The organism is Exiguobacterium sp. ERU653 (assembly GCF_018617775.1).
Lineage (GTDB): Bacteria > Bacillota > Bacilli > Exiguobacteriales > Exiguobacteriaceae > Exiguobacterium > Exiguobacterium marinum.
In genome coordinates this window covers 133,483-153,829 of the sequence record NZ_JACSKV010000003.1, presented here as the reverse complement: position 1 = coordinate 153,829, position 20,347 = coordinate 133,483, and the positions used below count along the sequence as shown (strand labels likewise).

Here is a 20,347-nt window from a genome sequence, read left to right as displayed (position 1 = left end):
ATGTTATCATTGTCGCACAACTTGAAAAAGAAATTGCAACGAAAAGAATATTCTTGGTAAGATAGTTAAAATACGTGGAATAAGGAGAACGAGAGATGGAGAAACAACATTTGATTGACATCGCCGCAAAGAAAAAGAAAGCGGCCGTCGTCTTTAAAGACGTCGCTGTGATTGACGTGTACAGTCGTGAAACGATTCGTACAGACGTCGCCATCGATGCAGGGTATATCGTAGCAATTGGGGACGGATATGAGGGGGAAGTCGAATACCACGACCCGGCATGGACACTCGCACCATCCTTTATCGACTCACACGTCCATATCGAGTCATCGATGGTCCCGCCACATGAGTTTGCAAAAGCCGTCTTGCCACTAGGCGTCACGACAGTGATTGCCGACCCGCACGAAATTGCGAACGTGAACGGAGCGCTCGGAATTGAATATATGTTAGCAGATGCGAAAGGTCTTCCACTCGATGTCCGGATGATGCTACCGAGCTGTGTACCGGCGACACCGTTTGAACATGCGGGTGCAAAACTGTATGCTGAAGACTTGGCTCCATTTTTAGGGGACCCAGGGGTGCATGGCTTAGGTGAAGTCATGGACTATCCATCGGTTGAAGCGGGAAGTGAAGACATGCTTCAAAAGATTGCGCAGACGGAGCAAGTGGGTAAAGTGGTCGACGGACATGCTTCAGGTCTAAATCCTGACCAATTGAACGTCTATCGCTCTGCTGGAATCATGACAGACCATGAATGTACAACTGCTGAAGAGGCGATGGAACGGGTACGGCGCGGCTTTTACGTTCAGATTCGTGAGGGCTCAGTTGCTCGAAACGTGGAAAAGGTCAGTCTAGCCGTGACAGAAAGCAACGCCCATCGCTTCCTTTTCTGTACGGACGATAAGCACTTAGATGACTTAGTCGCGGAAGGTGGGATCGACTACAACATCCGTACCGCCATCAAGCAAGGCGTCAAGCCGGAAACGGCTTATGCTATCGCAAGTCTGCATGCTGCAGAGGCCTATGGATTGAAAGAGGTCGGAGCGATTGCGCCTGGTAAGAAAGCGAACTTCGTTATCTTGTCAGACGTCGAATCCGTTAAAATCGAACAAGTGTATGTCAATGGTGCGCTCGTCGCCGAAGCGGGGAATGCGACATTTGAAGCCGCTGGAGTCGAAGTACCAAAGCCGATGAAAGGTGAGCTCGCGTTACCTGAATTGACAGCTGACTCATTCCAACTCGAGCCAAGTGAGGAAGCGGTCGATGTCATTCAAGTGCTGCCGAACAGCTTATTGACGAAACGACAGCGCCTTTCGTTCCAACCGGATTCTTCAGGAGCGGATTTATCACAAGATATCGCAACGCTCGCTGTGATCGAACGCCATCACGGAACAGGGCACATGGCGCTTGCTCCGGTCACGGGATTCGGGTTAAAACGAGGAGCGCTTGCGGCTACTGTAGCCCATGACAGTCATAACTTGGTCATTGCTGGAGTCAGCCCGGAAGATATGTTGCTCGCAGCTCAAACGCTTGAAAAAGTAGGTGGTGGAGTCGTGGCTGTATCGGAAGGGAAAGTGCTCGCCGTGCTTCCACTTGAAATCGGAGGCCTCATGACGAAACGTCCATACCGAGAAGTGGCGGACATTTTGGAACAGTTGAATGATGCACTCGATATTGTTGGGGCACACCGCCATTTCAATCCGTATTTGACAATGTCATTCCTCGCTTTACCGGTCATACCTGATTTGAAATTGACCGATATGGGGTTGTTCGACGTGACCACTTTCTCATTTATCAAGTCTTGACTCGGTCTAACGTATGATTTTTGTTAAGAACGGTCGATAACGATTGAATGCCTGACAGTAAGTTGGTATAGTTACGTCAAGTTTCATCGGGTCAACATTGAAAGGGGGGATATTACAGATGGAACAAGTTGCCTATAATCGGTCGTATGATGAACATGAGGAATTGATCAATTCTGTATATCGTGCTTTCAAGGACCGATGTGAAGAATTACCGGAAGAAACGCAAACGAAACGTCGTTTGCGACGACTGATTTTTTCTACGATCAAGGAACAGACGAAGTCTCATCCTGACCGGTTCGTGTTGTATCACTTCTTCAACGATTTCTTTAAAGCAGTAGAGTCAAATGACCAAGAAGCGCTTGCGGTCTTGAAACGAATCATTCGTGATGAAAAAAACTATTGATATGTGACATCAACCTGTGATAATTTAGACGTAACTTTAAATGAATATTCGTGCTATCGATGAGGTAGAGGTGCGATGCTGATGAGTAAGTAGTCGGAGGATGACAACGATGAGGACTACAAAAAGGCAGGATCGCCGAAGTGCAACACCATGTCTGTGTGGTTGTGCTGGGCTGACGGGAAATACCCGTCGGACTGCCATACATATTATACGTATGGAGCGCTCCAAGTCGGCTAAGAAAGACGGAACATCCAGCGAGGGTGTCGGCTTTGTTGCCGATGCCCTCGCTTTGCGTTTTTTTAAGCATAGGGGGGCCTCATCCTAATCAAAAAGGAGGAATTTAGAATGGTAGATTATTCAACTTCGGTACTCTCGCTCGTACCGGCATTACTTGCAATTATTATGGCGATTACAACAAGAAAGGTCATCCCGTCGCTCGGTGCCGGGATTATCGCAGGGATATTACTACTGCACAATTTTAATCTGCTCGACTCGATTCAATACTTGTGGTCGAACATCATTGCTCTATTTTGGTCGGACGGAGCAATCAATGAATGGAACGTCTTGTTGATTGCGTTCTTGCTCCTTCTCGGTATTTTATCGTCGATTATTCAGACATCAGGTGGGGCACGTGCATTCGGTGAATGGGCTGCGGCGAACGTCAAGACAGCGCGCGGTGCACGTCTCGTGTCGTTCGGACTTGGTATTTTGATCTTTATCGATGACTACTTCAACAGCTTAGCGGTTGGTAACATCAGTCGTCCACTTACGGATCGAAAAAACATCTCACGTGCAAAACTGGCCTATACGATTGACTCAACGGCAGCACCTGTCTGTGTCATCAGTCCACTTTCGAGTTGGGGCGCATATATCATCGCCATCATCGCGGGGATTTTAACGAAATACTCGATTGACAGCTACTCATCTTTTTCAGCGTTCATTCAAATCATTCCAATGAACTTCTATGCAATCTTTGCACTTTTGTTGACAGCTTATGTAGCATTTACTGGACTTGCAATCGGACCGATGCGCACGCATGAACTTCGTGCCCTCCAAGGCGAATTGTACGATTCCGCAAAAGGGAAACCAATGGGAATGAGTGAAGACTTACATGAGCACGAAGGTGGAAAAGTACGTGATTTGATCGTTCCGATTATCACGCTCATCATTGCGACGGTATCAGCCATGCTGTACACAGGAGGCCAAGCACTCGCGGCAGACGGGCAAGACTTTTCGTTGATTGGCGCATTCGAATCGACAGACGTGACACGTTCGCTCGTAGCCGGTGTCGTCATTAGTTTAATTGTCGCACTTCTTCTTCTCGTCGGACGTAAAATTCCTGGACGTGACTATGGGAAGGCGGTACGAGAAGGTGTTCGCGCGATGTGGCCAGCTGTCCTTATTCTGTTATTCGCTTGGACAATCATTGCGGTCATCAGTGATATGCAGACAGGTGAATATTTGGCAAGTTTCGTGACGGATACGATTGCCGCTTCTTACTTGCCGCTCCTTCTCTTCTTGATTGCCGGTCTCATGGCGTTCTCTACAGGGACGAGCTGGGGAACGTTTGGTTTGATGCTTCCGATTGGAGCTGACTTGATCATGGCGGTTGAGCCAGAACTTCTCCTTGCGTCCCTTGCTGCTGTGTTGGCCGGTGCGGTGTTCGGCGACCACTGCTCACCAATCTCCGATACAACGATTCTCAGCTCAACAGGCGCTGGATCACACCATATTGATCACGTGTTGACGCAACTGCCATATGCAATTCTCGCAGCGACTGTGTCCGCAATCGGATACTTAGTGCTCGGGATTTCAGGGTCAATCTGGATTGGTTTCTTCGCTGCATTGATTTCGTTCATCGTATTGGTTGGAATCGCACAAGTGATTTCAAAACGCGGGAAAGTACCTGCTGAACTTCGCGCAAAGCGTGAAGCATAATAGCTTGAAAATGACTTCCATCTCACCGATGGAAGTCATTTTTTGTGTTACCTTCAACATGCGAATAAGACTGTCGAGCAGTGTACGAACCAAAAAACAACTGTGATGAGGTAAAGAGATGGGTGTCGAAGTGAGGTCAGATGGAAAGAGAACCATGGTATTTCGAGTAACCGGAATGGGGGATGTCAAAAAACAATACGATGTTCTTATCATCGACTCCAAAAAATATTTAATACAGAAAAACCTCCCTAATCCCCGTAGGAATCAGAGAGGTTACACTCATTATTTGACGTCAAGCCATTTGAAACTTGCATCGGCACCGAACGGGTGGCGATACATGTTTTCGATGTTTGAGCGTTCTAAGTATGCCTCACCTTTTTGATAAATCGGAGCGATGGCATAGTCTTCTTCGAGAAGGATGCGTTCAGCTTCTTGCATTGATTCCCAACGCTTCATCTGATCAGCTTCTTTTTTCGCTGATTGAACCAACTGATCATACTCGTCGTTTGAGTACTCCATACGGTTAAATGGACCATCTGTGACCCACATGTCGAGGTATGTCATCGGATCCTGATAATCAGGGCCCCAACCAGCGGCAGAGACATCATATTCGCCTTTTCCTTCGAGATCAAGGAAGTTTTTAAACGGTTGTTGTTTAATATTGAGTGTCAAACCAGGCAAGTTTTTCTCGAGCTCACCTTTGATGAATTCGTTGACTTTCTTGAACGCTTCCTCATCACGTGAGAGGAATTCGAGTTCAATCGTTTCGACTCCAAGTTCCTGTAATCCTTTCTCCCAAGCTGCTTTTGCTTCATCCACGTTATAGCTGAGGAGATCTGGATGTTTCTCCCGGAAGTCAGCACCGTCTTCTGTGAACGTGAAGTCTTTCGCCACGATAAAGTTCGCTGGTTCTGAACCGTCCGTTAAGATAACATCCGTCACACTCTGCTTGTCGAACCCTTTCGCAAGTGCTTCACGAATGTTGACGTTTTGAAGATACTCATTTTTTTGATTGAAGCGAAGGAAGTTGATTCGAGCATCAGCACGTGTCTTGAATTCGTCGCTATCCTCAAATTGTGGAACGAACTCAGATGAAAGGAGCGTGTAGTCCGCTTCGCCTGACTCGAACAAGTTGACACCTGTTGACACGTCTTTTACGACCTTGACGTTGATGGTATCCATCTTCACATTTTCTGCATCCCAATACTCTGGGTTTTTCTTATAGACCCAACCGGCATTGTCTTGCCACTCACTCAAGACGTAAGGACCGTTATAAAGCGTTTGGTCGACTGTCATCGCGAATTTTTCGCCCTGCTCTTCGACGAACTCTTGTTTTTGCGGCATATACGTAGGGAAGCCGGTCAATCCTAAGAAATACGGAGCTGGCGCTTCCAATTGCACCTCAAGCGTCTTCTCGTCGACTGCTTTCGCACCGAGGTCGTCAAGTGATGCTTCGCCTGCAAGAATTTTGTTCGCATTTTTTAAGTCTTGAAGAATATACGCATACTCGGCACCTGTTTCAGGGTTGAGTGCACGCTTCCAAGAGTAGACAAAATCCTCAGCTGTAATGGGAGAACCGTCTGACCAGTTAGCGTCACGTAGTTTGAACGTGTATGTAAGACCATCCTCTGATACTTCCACATCTTCAGCAATCCCTGGTGTCGGTTGGTTGTTCTCGTCTAAACGATATAACCCTTCAAATACGTTGTTTGTCACGATGATTGATGTCGAGTCTGTTGTAAGAGTCGGATCGAGCTGCGGTAAATCCGTTGCCGATACCATCGTAATTTCTTTTTTATTGTCGCTCGAAGATGAACCTTCTGAACTTGATGAATCGTCTCCTGTACTACAAGCTGCCGTCGCAAGTAATGCGACCCCCGATAAAGCTAGCCATTTTTTATTACGCATTATACAACCTCCCGAAAATTCTGATAATTTAGAATATGTTGTAATTAAACTACATATGAGATAAATATGCAATGGAATTTTGCAAATTATTCGAAAATATAAACTTATTTAGAATGTCTATCCTTCAATCCTTTCAGGAAGTACAATAAACAAAACTCCGAATGATTATACAGTATATATGTATAGTTATTCGAAGGCTTAGAGTGATAGTGGAGGCGTTAACTTGAAACAAAATTCAGCCGGAATCGGCTTTTTCGGTCTCGCGGCAATGGTCGTCGGGACAATGATTGGAGGGGGTGCCTTCAATCTCCCTGGTGCTATGGCACAAGGGGCCGGGGTAGGTCCTGTTTTAATTGGATGGGGAATTACGGGTGTAGGCATGATTATGCTTGCCTTTGTGTTTCAGTTTTTAGCGAACACGCGGCCGGAGCTAGAAGGTGGAATTTACGCCTATGCCCGGGAAGGTTTCGGGAAGTTTGTCGGATTCAACAGCGGATGGGGGTACTGGATGTCGGCTTGGATTGGGACGGTAGCCAATATCACATTGATTTTCAGTACATTGGCTTATTTTTTTCCTATATTCTCAGCAGAACACCGACTGTTCCGATTGTTCATGAGTGTCGTCCTGATTTGGGGTTTGTTTTGGCTCATCTCACGTGGGATGCGTGAGGCAGCTCTTCTCAATATCGTCACAACGATTGCGAAACTCGTGCCGATTTTCTTGTTTATCGTATTTATTCTGTTCGCGTTTCAGGTTACTACGTTCCAAGTCGACTTTTGGGGAGAGTCGGGTTTTGTATGGACGGATGTCTTCCCTCAAGTAAAATCGACGATGCTCGTGACGCTTTGGGCATTTGTCGGCATTGAAGGTGCAGTCGTCTTATCATCTCGCGCACGTCACAAAAAAGATGTCGGTCGTGCGACGGTGATCGGTTTGATTGGAACGTTGTTGATTTATATGATGATTTCAATCTTCTCCTTTGGCGTCATGACACAAGAGCAACTTGCGGCATTACCAGAGCCTTCAATGGCATACGTGTTAGAGGCCGTTGTCGGACCGTTTGGCGCTACGCTAATCAACATCGGACTACTCGTTTCGTTGACAGGTGCGTTGCTCGGGTGGACGATTTTGGCGACTGAAATTTCTTATGTCGCGAGCAGAGATCGTGTTTTTCCGAAAGTGTTTAATCGATTGAATAAAAATGATACACCGGTGAACGCGTTGTTCATCACCCAAGTATTCACCCAAGTGGTCACAGTCATCGCGTTGTTCTCGGAACAGACGTATCTCGTCTTGTCGAGTATCGCTGGTATCGCGGCGCTTGTCCCATATTTATTTTCAGCACTTTTTGGGTGGATTGAGGCGAAGCGGACGACATCATTGCGGATGATGATGATTTCCGGTATCGCTTCGTTGTATGCGGCTTGGTTACTCTATGCATCAGGTTTGGAATATGTCTTGATTGCGATGATTCTTTATGCGCCTGGCATCTTCGTTTTTCTTTTAGCAGAGCGGGAACAAGGACGACCGTTCTTGACTCGTACGCAGTCGATGATTGCCTTGATTATTTTATTGTGTGCGACATACGGTGTTTACGGAATTTGGACAGCCTCGATTGCCCTATAAAAAAACTCACCGACGCGTTATGCGTTCGGTGAGTTTTTTGATGACCGGAGTAATTGTTCGATTGCACTTGGAGAAGCAGGTCTGGCGTATAGGTAGCCCTGGAAAGAATCACAATCCGTCGACTTTAAGTGCGCCAACATCTCTTTATCTTCGACCCCTTCCGCGACGACATGGAGATTTAAGCTTTTCCCGAGATGAACAATGACGTCGAGGAGATGAGATTTGGACGTCATCCAATCATCAAGAAAGACTTTATCGATTTTGAGTTCATCTACCGGGAAAGATTTCAAGTATTGTAAAGAAGAGAAACCGGTGCCGAAATCATCAATCGACAGTCGATAGTTCAAACGCTTGATTTGCTCCATACGTTCGATGATTTCATCAGTTTGTTGCATGACTAGACTTTCTGTAATTTCTAAGATGACATCTGCCGGGTCGAGTTGGAATTGTTGCTTGATATTTCGAAGCGTATTCAAGAAACTTTCGCTTCGGAACTGGTTTGGCGAAATATTAATCGCCATCGAGAGTGATTGATTGAACTCATCTTTCCACTCCTTCAATTGTTTCGTCGCCTCTAAGATGACCCAGTTGTTGATTGGGACGATGAGTGCCATCTCTTCAGCAAGTGGGATGAACTCAGAAGGTGGGATTTGTCCTAGTTCATCATGATGCCAACGAAGGAGTGCTTCGAACCCAATGAGTCGATCTGTGGCTAATTCGTATTTTGGCTGATATTCGAGATAAAAATGCTTTTCGTCAAGTGCCCGATACATCGCCTTTTCAATATGGATTTGTCGCGAGAAGGCGGCATCCATATCCTTTGTCACAAATTGAATCGTACCGACCCCGATTTGTTTTCCTTTGAAAAGGGCACTCTCAGCACGTGTATACAGTTCCTCGAGCGAACTTGTCGAAGATGGATAAAATACACATCCGACTGAAATCGATACCATGATGGAGTGATGGTAAATACGAAACGGTCGTTGCAGTTCGTGTTGCAGATGCCGTAATACTTGGAACACTTCTTCTTTCGACTCCTCGAAGAACATGACACCGAACAGTCCACCTGTTGGATGGAACAATAAAGCAGACTCTGGAATGAGGTGCAGTGCGCGCTCTTTGATTTGGATGAGGAGTTCATTTCCGACACGAGACCCGAATGACTCGTTAATGATTTTGAAACGGTCGATATCGAACAAAGCGATGTGAAGCAGGCCTTCACGCTCATCGGTTTGTTGAAGAATCGAGTCATATCGACGTAAGAAGCCTTTTTTATTATAGAGTCCGGTCAATTCATTTTGATAGGCGAGAAACTCGACTTCTTTTTCAAGACGTTTTTTCTCAGAGACATCAAAACCAAAAGCTGTGTACTGAATCACATCTTTCTTCTCACTGATGATTGGTACGACGGTCAAATTGAGCCAACACGGTTCTTGTTCATGTTCCTTACAGGAAATAGCAAGTTCTCCGTTCCATATTTGATTTGTGGCCAAAGATGTTAAGACATCACGTGAAATCCCATTTCGGTCACTTGAATCATGAATGAGCTCGAACCAGCTATGGCCGATGAGTTGTTGTTCCGTCACATCGAGCAGACGACATAACAAAGGGTTCGCGTCGACGATTTCACCTTTCGCGTTCGTCGCCAAGTAATGGGTGGACTGCTTAATCATTTCTTGAAAGTGATGAAGTAAATTGAATTGTTCGGTGCTGATGAGTGGTCCGAATCCTTTCGGAAGAAAGGCCAAGAAATAGCCGTAAATCTCTTCGAGTGAAAAGGACTGTAAGTATGCGGTCGCATAGATGACCGATCCATCTTTATGTTGAAATGGTGTCATCGCCGTCGTCGAGAACGGATATTGAAGGAGGAGCGGTGTCCATGTTTCCAGCGCATGGTCAAGTTGCTGGACGACCGGCAGTGGCTGATGGAGGACTTCTTCACGTTCCCACCCGAATAACACTTCGGCATGCTCGTTCCATAATAGAACCGTACCATCTTGAGAAATATAACAACAAGGCACAGAAAAAGCATCGATGAATTGATCAACCGATAAATCACGCAATGAAGACACATCATTTCCCCCAATCTGTCATGCTAAATGCATATTCTAATGTCAGTGTACCTGATTTTGCCAATTCAAGGAATGCTTAAGTTCGTCATTGTCAAAAGAAAGAGGGGCATCATATACTGAAGGAGTAAGATAGTTTTGAATAAGGGGGAAGCAATATGACAAAGACACATGATGTGATTGAGATGACAGAAAAGTTCGGGGCACACAACTATCATCCACTACCGATTGTTATTTCGGAGGCGAAAGGGATTTGGGTAACCGATCCTGAGGGGAATCGCTACATGGATATGTTAAGTGCATACTCTGCCGTTAACCAAGGTCACTGCCATCCGAAGATCATTCAAGCGCTCAAGGATCAAGCAGATAAGATCACGTTGACGTCACGTGCCTTTTATAACGATCAACTGGGACGTTTTTATGACAAAGTGGTAGCGCTTACAAATAAGCAAATGGTATTACCGATGAATACGGGAGCAGAAGCGGTCGAAACAGCCGTGAAGACGGCTCGGCGCTGGGCATACGATGTGAAGGGAATCCCGGGACAAGCTGAAATCATCGTCTGTACAGGAAACTTCCACGGACGGACGATGGCTGCTGTTTCGATGTCGACAGAAGCAGAGTATCAGCGTGGGTTCGGACCGTTACTACCGGGATTCAAAGTCGTACCATACGGTGATATCGAGGCGTTCGAGGCAGCAATCACAGAGAATACGGCGGCGTTTATCGTAGAACCGATTCAAGGTGAAGCCGGAATCATCATTCCGCCGAAAGGGTATTTGAAGCGTGCATCAGAGCTGTGTAAACAACATAACGTTCTCTTCGTCGCAGATGAGATTCAGTCGGGGCTCGGACGTTCCGGGAAATGGTTTGCCATCGAGTGGGAAGGTGTAACACCGGATATGTATATTCTCGGAAAAGCTCTTGGAGGAGGCGTCTTTCCAATCTCGTGTGTGGCGGCTGACAAAGAAGTCCTTTCAGTATTCAATCCAGGCTCACACGGCTCCACATTTGGTGGAAACCCCCTCGCGTCAGCTGTCTCTGTCGCAGCTCTTGAAGTATTGGAAGAAGAAAAACTCCCAGAGCGTTCGTTGGAGTTGGGAACGTATTTCATGGATCGTTTAAAGTCGATCGACAATCCGATGATTCGCGACGTTCGCGGACGCGGACTATTCATCGGCATTGAATTGACAGAGTCAGCTCGTCCTTACTGCGAGGCACTGAAAGAACGTGGTCTTCTCTGTAAAGAAACGCATGAAACAGTGATTCGGTTGGCACCACCTCTCGTCATCACAAAAGAAGAATTGGATCAAGCATTTGAAGCAATCGAAGCCGTACTTGCTCCGGCAGCTATTTCGTAAAAAGCGACAGCTTGGTATAATAGTTTGAGATGAATCGACACCTGCAGCGCAGGTGTCTTTTTCGTGGAGGAGGAATCAGATGCTGTACATATACGTTGGGTTAGCAGGTGCAGTTGGAGCTTTGGCACGGTACGGACTTGGATTATTAGTCGATTCATTCGAAACGAGCCCGTTTCCCGTCGCGACACTGTTCATCAATTTAATTGGAAGCTTTCTATTGGGATGGCTGACGCATCGATTTCTTCAAGCGGGAAAACATTCTCCTCAAATCGTCACGATTGTCGGAACCGGAATGATCGGGTCATTTACAACGTTTTCCACGTTTAGTGTAGAGACGATTCAATTAGTTGAAAATGATCATGCACTTCTCGCTGTTGCATACGTGTTCCTAAGCATCACACTCGGTTTATGGAGTTCTTGGTTTGGCTATCGCATCGGAACAAAAACGTCGACAAGAGGTGAAGTCTTATGACTATTCTCTGGATTGCAAGTGGCGCTTTCATCGGTGCGATTCTCCGCTCCACAATCGGTCAGGTCATGAAAAAGTGGACTGATTCAACTTTTCCGTGGGCGACGTTGTTCGTCAATGTAACAGGTTCGTTTGGTCTCGGATACTTGTACGCGCATACCGCTCAACAATCGCTCATCCTCTTTTTAGGTATCGGATTTTTTGGTTCGTTTACGACTTTCTCGACTTTAAAACTGGAATTGATGCGGTTTGTAACGAGAGATTGGATTCGATTCGGACTCTATTTACTCACGACTTATTTGTTTGGATTAGTAGCGGCATATATCGGATGGTCAATATAAAACAACGCCCCTTCCATTTCGAAGGGGCGTTGTTTTATTCTGCGAGTTGAAGCTTCTCTGTACATGAAGCACAAGTCGTTTCGTATGACTCGCACTGTTCGTCCATATGGTTCCCGCATTCCTGGCATGTCTTATCCGGTAATTTTTGATAAAACTCGACAGATGATTCGAGTCGGCTCGCCCATTCATTCATATGAAAATGCCTCCTTCGGTAAATTGTCTGACAGTTTTGGTTGTTGTTACGATTGTATTATAACAGAAGTGTATAAGTCAACTATAATATATAACAGATATGTTGCCGAATTTTTGCTACACTATACACATCAAAAGACGAGGTGAAAAAAATGAAAGTGCCACAGTGTGAAACGATTGGAATTCAATCAGAGGACGTTCCTACGCTACAATCCGCCTTGGCGCAATTAGACGCGCCACGAGTCAGTCGATTGTTTAAAGCGTTCGCCGATCCGACCCGTCTAAAAGTGCTATATGTGTTGACGCTCGAACACGAACTTTGTGTATGCGATGTGGCGGCCGTTATCGGTCATTCAAACGCGACCGCATCTCACCATTTACGGACGTTACTGGAACAAGGATTGGTGAAGTATCGTAAAGAAGGGAAAGTCGTTTATTATTCATTAGATGATGAGCACGTGCGACAGCTTGTTGAAATTGCATTGGCACATAGTGAAGAACAAAAAAACGTTTAAATTCGATGACCGATCCCATATGTACAGGGTCGGTCATTTTGCCTATTGTCATTGAATTCGATTCACGATACGATATATTCAAATGAACGTTTGAATGTTAGGGGGAGAATGATGGGAAAACGAGACGTGTTACCCGTGTCTGGAATCACCTGCACAAATTGTGCAGCCAAAATCGAGCGAGATGTCACGAAGCATGAAGAAGTGGCATCTTGCCAAATTGACTTCGCGACAAGTCGAATGGTGATTGAATGGATAGATCCTTCAGAGCGTGACGTGATGCTCCAGTCGATCGAGCAGACGATGGAGCGGATTGAACCGGGGGCTAAATTTGTAAGAGCAGAGGACGATCAAACTGAAAAACGTGATGTTACGCTCTGGCGCTTCCTCGCAGCTACTTTTATCTTTTCACTTGCTCTTTGGACCGATTCGATTCCGGGGTATATTGTGGCCTATGGATTGGCCGGATATGATGTGGTATACGGTGCATTTCGAAATATATGGCATCGAGAGTGGTTTGACGAAAAATTCCTCATGACGATTGCGACGATTGGGGCATTTGCGATTGCTGAATATCCAGAAGCTGTTGCCGTCATGTTGTTTTATCAACTTGGAGAATATGTGCAAGGACGGGCGGTGCGGGCATCTCGAAAATCGATTCAGTCTTTATTGAACATGAGACCGACCCTTGCTCGTGTGTTAGAAAACGAGGAAGAGGTTGAACGATTGCCAGAGGACGTTTCAGTTGGATCGTATCTTGTCATCCGTGCGGGTGAATTGGTACCGATGGATGGCATCGTTGTAACAGGTGCGAGCTCGATGGATACAGCCTCTCTAACTGGAGAATCTGTACCACGCCAAGTGGATGCAGGAGAAGAAGTATTGGCCGGGATGGTCAATATAGAGGGGCGTCTCATTGTTCAAACGACCAAATTAGCAGCAGAATCAAGTCTTCAAAAGATGATTGCGCTTGTGGAAGAGGCCAATGGGAAGAAAGCGAAAACAGAACAGATGATCACGCGACTGGCGAAAGTATACACACCGTTCGTGGTTGTTATGGCCGCGCTCGTGGCCTTTGTTCCTCCGTTTTTTGTGGGGAACTTGGAAGAATGGGTTTATCGTGCACTCATCTTCCTCGTGATTAGTTGTCCATGCGCACTCGTGATTTCAATTCCACTCGGCTATTTTGGTGGAATCGGAGCGGGTTCCAAACGAGGCATTCTCGTGAAAGGTGGCGAGTATTTAGATACGTTAACAGAAGTGGATACGGTAGTCTTCGATAAAACAGGGACGTTGACGACTGGACGATTTGAAGTAACAGACGTGGTGACGGCAGGCGGTGTCAGTGTGGAAGAACTGTTATATCTTGCTGCCCGTGTCGAAGTAGCGTCCAATCATCCGCTCGCGCAAGCCATCGTTCAGCGTGTCGGAGAGGTTCAAGCTTTCGAATCGATTCAAGAAGAACCTGGATATGGTCTCCATGCCTGTGATGGAGAGGATCACATTTATGTCGGAAGTGCACGGTACATGAAGAGATTAGGACGAGCCATTGATGATTCGTCCGTCAGTACGAGTGTGCATGTTATGAAGAATGATCGGTGGCTTGGACGAGTTGAATTGATGGATACGGTGAAAGAAGATGCGTTCGAGGCAATCCAAGCACTAAAAGAAGCAGGATATCGAACGGTTATGTTGTCAGGAGATCGCCGTGAGGTCGCAAAAAAAATCGGGGATCAACTTGGACTTGATGAAGTGCAAGGTGAATTGCTTCCACATGAGAAAGTTGAAGCGGTAGAGCGGATGACAGCTACCCGTAAAGTTGCATTTGTTGGAGACGGAATGAATGACGCGGCTGCCTTAGCTCGTGCAGATGTCGGTCTTGTCATGGGCGGTGTCGGAAGTGATACGGCGGTAACGGCGGCAGATGTCGTCTTGATGCATGACGCTCCAACCGATGTCGTTCAGGCTATTCAGTTAGGCAAACGGACAAAACGCGTTGTCTGGCAGAACATCTTCTTTGCCTTCGGAACAAAAGCACTTGTATTGCTTTTAGGATTGTTCGGCATCGCGACGATGTGGGAAGCAGTGTTCGCTGACGTTGGGGTAGCGCTTCTTGCCATCGCAAATGCGACAAGGTTACTTCGTATGACGAAATAAATCAAAGAAGTGTCTCAGGTATGATCACCTGGGACACTTCTTTTTTCATTCTATTGTCTCGTGCTGAGGTTTGATACGGAACAATAAGAAGCTGAGGATGGCAATTATAGCGATAAGCAAAAAAGTGATGGTGAAAAGTATTTGGGTCAAGAAAGATATCTGATTCTCTGCAGAAAGAAGTTCTTGATGAATATCTTTGTATTGCATTTGCTTTAACGAACGCAAATCTTCCAAGATAGTCTGTCGTTGCTCGGTCATTGTTTCTGCGACTGCTGTAGCTTTTGTTAGGTCGCCATCTTCATAGATGTCGAGTACACGATCAGCTTCTGTTTCCCAAATGGCATCCCTTTCAAGTAAATCGAGGACGGAACTCGGTGTATTGGGGTCAGCGACGACGGACTGTTTTAGCGTTTTGGCTTGACGGGACATGCTATAGTACATTTCTAAAAAGTGTCGGTCGTCATATGCAAGTAAACCACGGATGGCATTTGCCCGCTCGATGTTATAATACATGATGTCTTCAATCACTTCATACGAGTCGAGTTGTTCACCTTGTATGATTTCTAAACGGTCATTTGTTCCTTTTAATTGAAAAATAAAAATACCAATAATTGAGATGGATAAAATGCATAAGCTAACCCATAATAAAATCCACTTTCGTTGTGACATCGTGACACTCCTTTCTACTCAATCGTACATGATTTTATAAATGTCGACAGAAATTATTCTTTGAAAAAAGGAAAAGACGAGGAAACGTATAATCAATTAGTGTAGTGTCTTTTAATGAAAAATGAAAAAGGACAATCAGATGCATAAGGAGAGTCAATATGCCAGAGAACTCATCGTTACAAAAGCTGTACCAGGTGTTACAAGACAAGCGTCAGGATCTTACTTATGAGGTTCCAAGTCTATGGAATCGCATGCGTTTCCCTTCTGAACCAGTTCGCGACGGTGTCGAGCGTGTCAATCCGTATGATTTTTTGGTTGAAACGATTGAAAAAACGATTTTTCCGTATGCGATTGAAAGCCGGGATTACCAAACGTCCATTGCGCTTGCAGACGGACATTTGCAAACAGGAGGTGATTGGATCAAGCGAGCCTCTGTCTATTCGATGCAAGTTCGTACATCGACCACCTGGGATCATGATGGATCGGGCTATGTGGAGATGGAGAACTCGTTCGGAATGAAGGACACTGGCACTTTCGTCAAAACGCTTGCGTTGATTCCGCACCTCCTTTATATGGGAATCGATACATTGTTTCTCTTACCGATTTCTCAACATAGTCATAAGAATAAAAAAGGAGAATTTGGTTCTCCTTATGCCGTTCAAAATTTCTTTGCCATCGATGAAGAGTTGAAAGAAACGCTGACTGGAGATGCAATGACAGTCGAAGAAGAATTTGCGGCATTTGTGGAGGCTTGTCACATGGTAGGGATTCGCGTCGTCATCGATGTCATCCCTCGTACATGTGCCCGAGATAACCGTCTCATTCTTGAAAACCCAGAATGGTTTTATTGGATTCCATTGACGGAAGTCGATTATTATCATCCTCCTTATGTGCCCGGGATTGGGGAGAACGTAAAACCGGAATTTGCCTTTTTGCCGATGGTGTATAACTCGGAGGATGTATGGCAACACTTAAGACGATTCTCGATGGCACCGAATTTGATTGATGCTGAGAAATGGGGACGTGTCCGTGGCTTTTTGCTTGAGCACCCGGAAGAAAATGTGTTAGCAACGATTGAGCGAGAGTTCGGTTTGACAACAGCGCCTGCTTTCTCTGACTGTATTAATGATCCACAACCACCATGGTCGGACGTGACATATTTCCGTCTCTTCTTAGATCATCCACTTGCAGCAGCACCTTATGTCAATGAGGCGAATGTTGCTCCTTATATTTTGTTTGATTCAATCAAGTCGAATCAATTCCGAGGAAATGAGATTAACGAGCCCCTCTGGGAGATGCTCGCTGATATTATCCCGCATTATCAGCGTGAATTTGGCATTGATGGGGCGCGTATTGATATGGGGCACGCTCTTCCTGTCGACTTAGCGCAGCAGATTTTGTCAACACCACGTTCTATCGATTCAAACTTTAGTTTTATCGCCGAAGAGTTGATTGAGTCGGGTGCTTGGACTGCCAAGGATGCCGGTTATAACATGATTATCGGATATGGATTTTATAAAGAACCTAGGTTCCAAACGCACGAAACACATCAATTTCTATACGATTCACGCTTTTTACCGCTTCCAGTATTTGCGGCAGGTGAAACGGCGGATACTCGTCGTCTTGCTACGCGGGAAGGCGGACGACAAGCGAGTAGATTATTGTCGGTGTTAAATGGGTTTATGCCGAATGGGGTACCGATGACAAACTCAGGGTTAGAATTATATGAAACACAGCCGATGAACACCGGACTAGATTGTCGACCTGAAGAAGCGTACCAACTGTTCCCGACGGACCCTTATTTCGGCAAACTCGCCTTTTTTGATGCATATCAGTTCCATTGGGATCACCCAGAACGGGATGAGATGATTGAAGTCATGCACCAAGTTGCTGAAATTCGTCGACGGTGGTTAGACGTACTCGTGGATCCAAACCATTTTGAGCCACTCAATTTGGATGAGCCGTTCGCACCGTTTGTCGGGTTTGCCTGGCTACGTCCGGAGACGAATGATACATTGTTGGTTATAGCGAATACGAACATGAATAACTCATTGCAAGGAACTGTCGCTCTTGATGGAGTACGGCGCCGAAATTGGAACGCGAGTCGTTTTGCGGAGATGATTTATTCACCATACTCATGGCCATATGCTGAGTATGCGTTTGATGAACAATGGAACCTTTGGATTGACCTGAAGCCAGGTGAGGTCAAAGTGTATGAAATGAAATAAAAAAGCGCCTTGAACCGAATAAGGGTTCAAGGCGTTGTGTGTTTCATATAGTAAATGACAAACTCATCAAGTGGCATCGGTTTTGCATAGCGGTAACCTTGCATGGAATCACATCCGATTTTACGAAGAAAGGTTTCCTGATACTCGGTTTCGACGCCTTCGGCAACAAGCGCCATACCGAGTTGTCGTGCCATTGCGACGATTGTCGTCGTGACCATTTGATATTCGCGGTTCTCTTCGAGTTGCATCGTGAACTCACGAGGGATTTTCAGTTCATCGATTGGATATCGTACGAGATAAGCGAGTGAACTGTAACCTGTTCCGAAATCATCAATGGATAGTTTGATACCGAGCGCTTTTAACTCTAAAATCCGATTTAGCACACGATCCGAGTGGTGGGCGGCGACAGTTTCTGTCAATTCGAAATTGAGGCGTGACGGTTCAATCGGGAAACGTTCGAATAGCGTATTCAAGTAATCAATCAAATGTTCATCGAATAACTGTCGAACTGACAAGTTGACCGAGAGCTTCGGTAAATGGATATCGCCTTGTTCAAACACATGAATTAACTGGAACGTCTCATGAATCATCCACCGACCTAAATCGTGAATATGTCCTGTTTCTTCGGCAATCGGAATGAATTGACTTGGCGGAATGAATGTTCCGTTATGTTGCCAGCGCATGAGTGCTTCCGCTCCGATGACCGCTTTCGTCGAGGCATCGACTTGAGGTTGAAGGAAAAGAGAAATTTCTCCTTTTTCAAGTGCGGTATCGAGACCTCCCATTAACACTTTCCGTTCTTCTTTGTCTTCTCGTAACTCAGGTTCAAACATGACGGTTTCGTCACGTCCTTTATCCTTCGCACGATACATCGCGAGATCCGCGTTTGAGAGTAAGTGCTTCAATTTTTCCCCATGTTCAGGGAAACGTACGATTCCAATCGAAGCATGTACTTCAACGAGTGTTCCGGCCATGTAATAAGGGGGGCGGTAGACGAGTCGCCGTAAACGTTCCGTCAACATTTCGTGGTCACCGTGTTCTGCGACAACAATGAATTCATCACCTCCGAGGCGTCCGGCGTACTCATTTGGAAGAAGTGCGGTTCGTAACCGCTTCCCGATGTGTTGCAGAAGTTCGTCTCCCATGTGATGACCGAATTGGTCGTTGATTTCTTTAAAGCCATCTAAGTCAGAGAACATGAGCGTGAACGTGCGACCTTCCTCGATTAAACGCTCGATTTGTTCTTGTAGCGCGTAACGATTATGAAGACCCGTCAAACTATCGAACTTGGCTTGATACAGAATTTGCTCTTGCTGCTCGATCATTTGCGTAATATCTTTGGCGATGGCGTAAATCCCTTCTACTTCTCCATCGATAATCATCGGGACGTTGACGAGTTGCCAGACACGTGTCTCGCCTTCGTCGGTCATCACCCGCACATCAATCGTTCGTGGTCGACCATTCGTCAACTCTTGAAGAATGGCTACATATGGGGGCCGATCTTTCGATTCGATGATATCGAGGATGTTCGACCCGAGTAATTTATCTGTCGACAATCCTAAAATCGAGCTACCGGCCTCATTGACAGACAATACTTCTCCGTGTAAATCGAATAAAAAAATTGGTTCTGAGTGGTAGGCAAAGAGCGAACGGTATTGTTGCTCGCGAATCTCGAGCTCATGCGCTTTTGTAGACACGGCGACTTCTAAATCTGTATTGACCGTATGTAGACGATAACTGATCAGTGCGTTTTGTTTTGAGACGACAAATTGGCGAATCAGTAGTAAAAGCACGGCATTTGCAATCATCGAGTCTAGTACAGACGTTCCAAGAAGGCGATCGGATGAGAGTAAAAACATCATCACGACTACGCTGTATAATACATAATCTAAAATTGAATCATACGCGAGTGCATCTTCCGACAGATCATCGACCCAGTAACTGATGGAGATCATGAGTATGCTGCTTATTTGAACTAGGTGAACTAGCTCGTGTGTAATCCCTGAAAACAAAAATAGTGCGTTTGTAATTGAGGCGGTTGTGAAACCTAGAATTCCGACGAGTAAAAGAATCCGGAATTGTTGACCGGTTGAAACGACTCGATTCAAGTAAAGGAATCCGAGCATCATGTAAAGGCTGATGAGTAACATCTGTTCTTCAAAGCCACTCAGATGAGAAACGAGCGAGACATCTCGTGTGGAGTAGAACCAAATATGTAGTCCACCAATCACGAGAAAGCTAAACAAGGCAAATAAATCGAACGTTCGTAGTTTCAATGTCCGAATCTCAATCGATTGAGTGATGACGATCAAAGACATAATCAAATAAAAGAAATTCTGTAAAAACAATAACGATTGTGTATTTGCGCTAGGTGAATAGTGGTGCATCAGTAAGTAAAGCACAAAACATACATTTCCGGCACTAATCAGAACATGAATAAAGCGGCGCATCCCTCTATGCTTAAAAATAGCCACTCCACTAAATAGAATCGCTGCTCCTAGGATGACGAGATAATAGATAAGTAACGTGATGTGTAGCAGGTCATGCGGGGTTAAAAATAATAATAAAAGTCCGGTAGAAAAAGTTCCGATGAGAACCGCCGGAACGTATTGGCGCAACGAATAAAATGACAACTCATGCACCTCCTCCTGTTTTGAAATAGGGCTCT

At 45.6% G+C, this 20,347-nt stretch carries 15 protein-coding genes and 1 riboswitch; of the genes, 10 read left to right on the top strand and 5 right to left on the bottom strand.

What is annotated here, in order from left to right; genetic code table 11:
- The first annotated feature begins 95 nt into the window (after positions 1-95).
- The 3 genes from ade to KNO95_RS12245 all read left to right on the top strand — a co-directional run bounded on the left by ade (position 96) and on the right by KNO95_RS12245 (position 4,146).
- Positions 96-1,805, top strand: coding sequence for an adenine deaminase (gene ade, locus KNO95_RS12255; RefSeq protein ID WP_214879103.1), 1,710 nt, complete (start codon positions 96-98; stop codon positions 1,803-1,805).
- A gap of 118 nt (positions 1,806-1,923) precedes the next feature.
- Positions 1,924-2,208, top strand: a complete 285-nt coding sequence (locus tag KNO95_RS12250) for a hypothetical protein (RefSeq protein ID WP_026826845.1) — start codon at positions 1,924-1,926, stop codon at positions 2,206-2,208.
- 57 nt (positions 2,209-2,265) lie between these two features.
- Positions 2,266-2,441: riboswitch (Lysine riboswitch) on the top strand.
- A gap of 112 nt (positions 2,442-2,553) precedes the next feature.
- Positions 2,554-4,146, top strand: coding sequence for a Na+/H+ antiporter NhaC family protein (locus KNO95_RS12245; protein WP_026826844.1), 1,593 nt, complete (start codon positions 2,554-2,556; stop codon positions 4,144-4,146).
- 282 nt (positions 4,147-4,428) lie between these two features.
- On the opposite strand, the gene KNO95_RS12240 is transcribed toward KNO95_RS12245, so the two are convergent.
- Positions 4,429-6,054: a peptide ABC transporter substrate-binding protein gene (locus KNO95_RS12240; protein ID WP_214879101.1), complete on the bottom strand. Its 1,626-nt coding sequence runs from the start codon at positions 6,052-6,054 to the stop codon at positions 4,429-4,431.
- Positions 6,055-6,277: 223 nt separating this feature from the next.
- Between KNO95_RS12240 and KNO95_RS12235 the strand changes: the two genes are divergently transcribed.
- Positions 6,278-7,681 (top strand): basic amino acid/polyamine antiporter, encoded by a 1,404-nt coding sequence (locus KNO95_RS12235; RefSeq protein WP_214879099.1) that lies wholly within the window; start codon positions 6,278-6,280, stop codon positions 7,679-7,681.
- Between the two features lie 17 nt (positions 7,682-7,698).
- Here the strand turns inward: KNO95_RS12235 and KNO95_RS12230 are convergent, their stop codons facing one another.
- Entirely contained in the window at positions 7,699-9,753 is a 2,055-nt protein-coding gene (locus KNO95_RS12230; protein ID WP_026826841.1) for a sensor domain-containing protein, read from the bottom strand.
- A gap of 155 nt (positions 9,754-9,908) precedes the next feature.
- On the opposite strand from KNO95_RS12230, the gene KNO95_RS12225 reads away from it, so the two are divergent.
- The 3 genes from KNO95_RS12225 (at position 9,909) to KNO95_RS12215 (ending at position 11,921) form a co-directional block, all read left to right on the top strand.
- Positions 9,909-11,111 carry an ornithine--oxo-acid transaminase gene (locus KNO95_RS12225; RefSeq protein WP_026826840.1) on the top strand — a complete coding sequence of 401 codons (1,203 nt, stop codon included), beginning with the start codon at positions 9,909-9,911 and terminating at the stop codon, positions 11,109-11,111.
- A 79-nt stretch (positions 11,112-11,190) separates the two neighbouring features.
- Entirely contained in the window at positions 11,191-11,583 is a 393-nt protein-coding gene (crcB, locus tag KNO95_RS12220; RefSeq protein ID WP_026826839.1) for a fluoride efflux transporter CrcB, read from the top strand.
- On the top strand, positions 11,580-11,921 hold the full coding sequence (locus KNO95_RS12215) for a fluoride efflux transporter FluC (RefSeq protein ID WP_026826838.1): 342 nt from the start codon (positions 11,580-11,582) through the stop codon (positions 11,919-11,921). The genes crcB and KNO95_RS12215 overlap by 4 nt, the downstream gene beginning before the upstream one ends.
- 34 nt (positions 11,922-11,955) lie before the next feature.
- Here KNO95_RS12215 and yhfH read toward each other — a convergent pair whose 3' ends face one another.
- The gene (gene yhfH / locus KNO95_RS12210; RefSeq protein ID WP_074032998.1) at positions 11,956-12,114 is read right to left on the bottom strand and encodes a protein YhfH; all 159 of its coding nucleotides are present in this window, start codon (positions 12,112-12,114) and stop codon (positions 11,956-11,958) included.
- A gap of 151 nt (positions 12,115-12,265) precedes the next feature.
- On the opposite strand from yhfH, the gene KNO95_RS12205 reads away from it, so the two are divergent.
- Together KNO95_RS12205 and KNO95_RS12200 are read left to right on the top strand one after the other, a co-directional pair.
- Entirely contained in the window at positions 12,266-12,628 is a 363-nt protein-coding gene (locus KNO95_RS12205) for an ArsR/SmtB family transcription factor (protein ID WP_026826837.1), read from the top strand.
- A 111-nt stretch (positions 12,629-12,739) separates the two neighbouring features.
- Positions 12,740-14,782, top strand: coding sequence for a heavy metal translocating P-type ATPase (locus KNO95_RS12200; RefSeq protein ID WP_026826836.1), 2,043 nt, complete (start codon positions 12,740-12,742; stop codon positions 14,780-14,782).
- A gap of 45 nt (positions 14,783-14,827) precedes the next feature.
- Here the strand turns inward: KNO95_RS12200 and KNO95_RS12195 are convergent, their stop codons facing one another.
- Entirely contained in the window at positions 14,828-15,451 is a 624-nt protein-coding gene (locus KNO95_RS12195) for a hypothetical protein (RefSeq protein ID WP_026826835.1), read from the bottom strand.
- Positions 15,452-15,609: 158 nt separating this feature from the next.
- Here KNO95_RS12195 and KNO95_RS12190 point away from each other — a divergent pair, with 158 nt between their 5' ends.
- Positions 15,610-17,679, top strand: a complete 2,070-nt coding sequence (locus KNO95_RS12190; RefSeq protein WP_026826834.1) for an alpha-amylase family protein — start codon at positions 15,610-15,612, stop codon at positions 17,677-17,679.
- A 26-nt stretch (positions 17,680-17,705) separates the two neighbouring features.
- Here KNO95_RS12190 and KNO95_RS12185 read toward each other — a convergent pair whose 3' ends face one another.
- Positions 17,706-20,321, bottom strand: coding sequence for a putative bifunctional diguanylate cyclase/phosphodiesterase (locus KNO95_RS12185; protein ID WP_353048132.1), 2,616 nt, complete (start codon positions 20,319-20,321; stop codon positions 17,706-17,708).
- Positions 20,322-20,347: the final 26 nt, after the last annotated feature.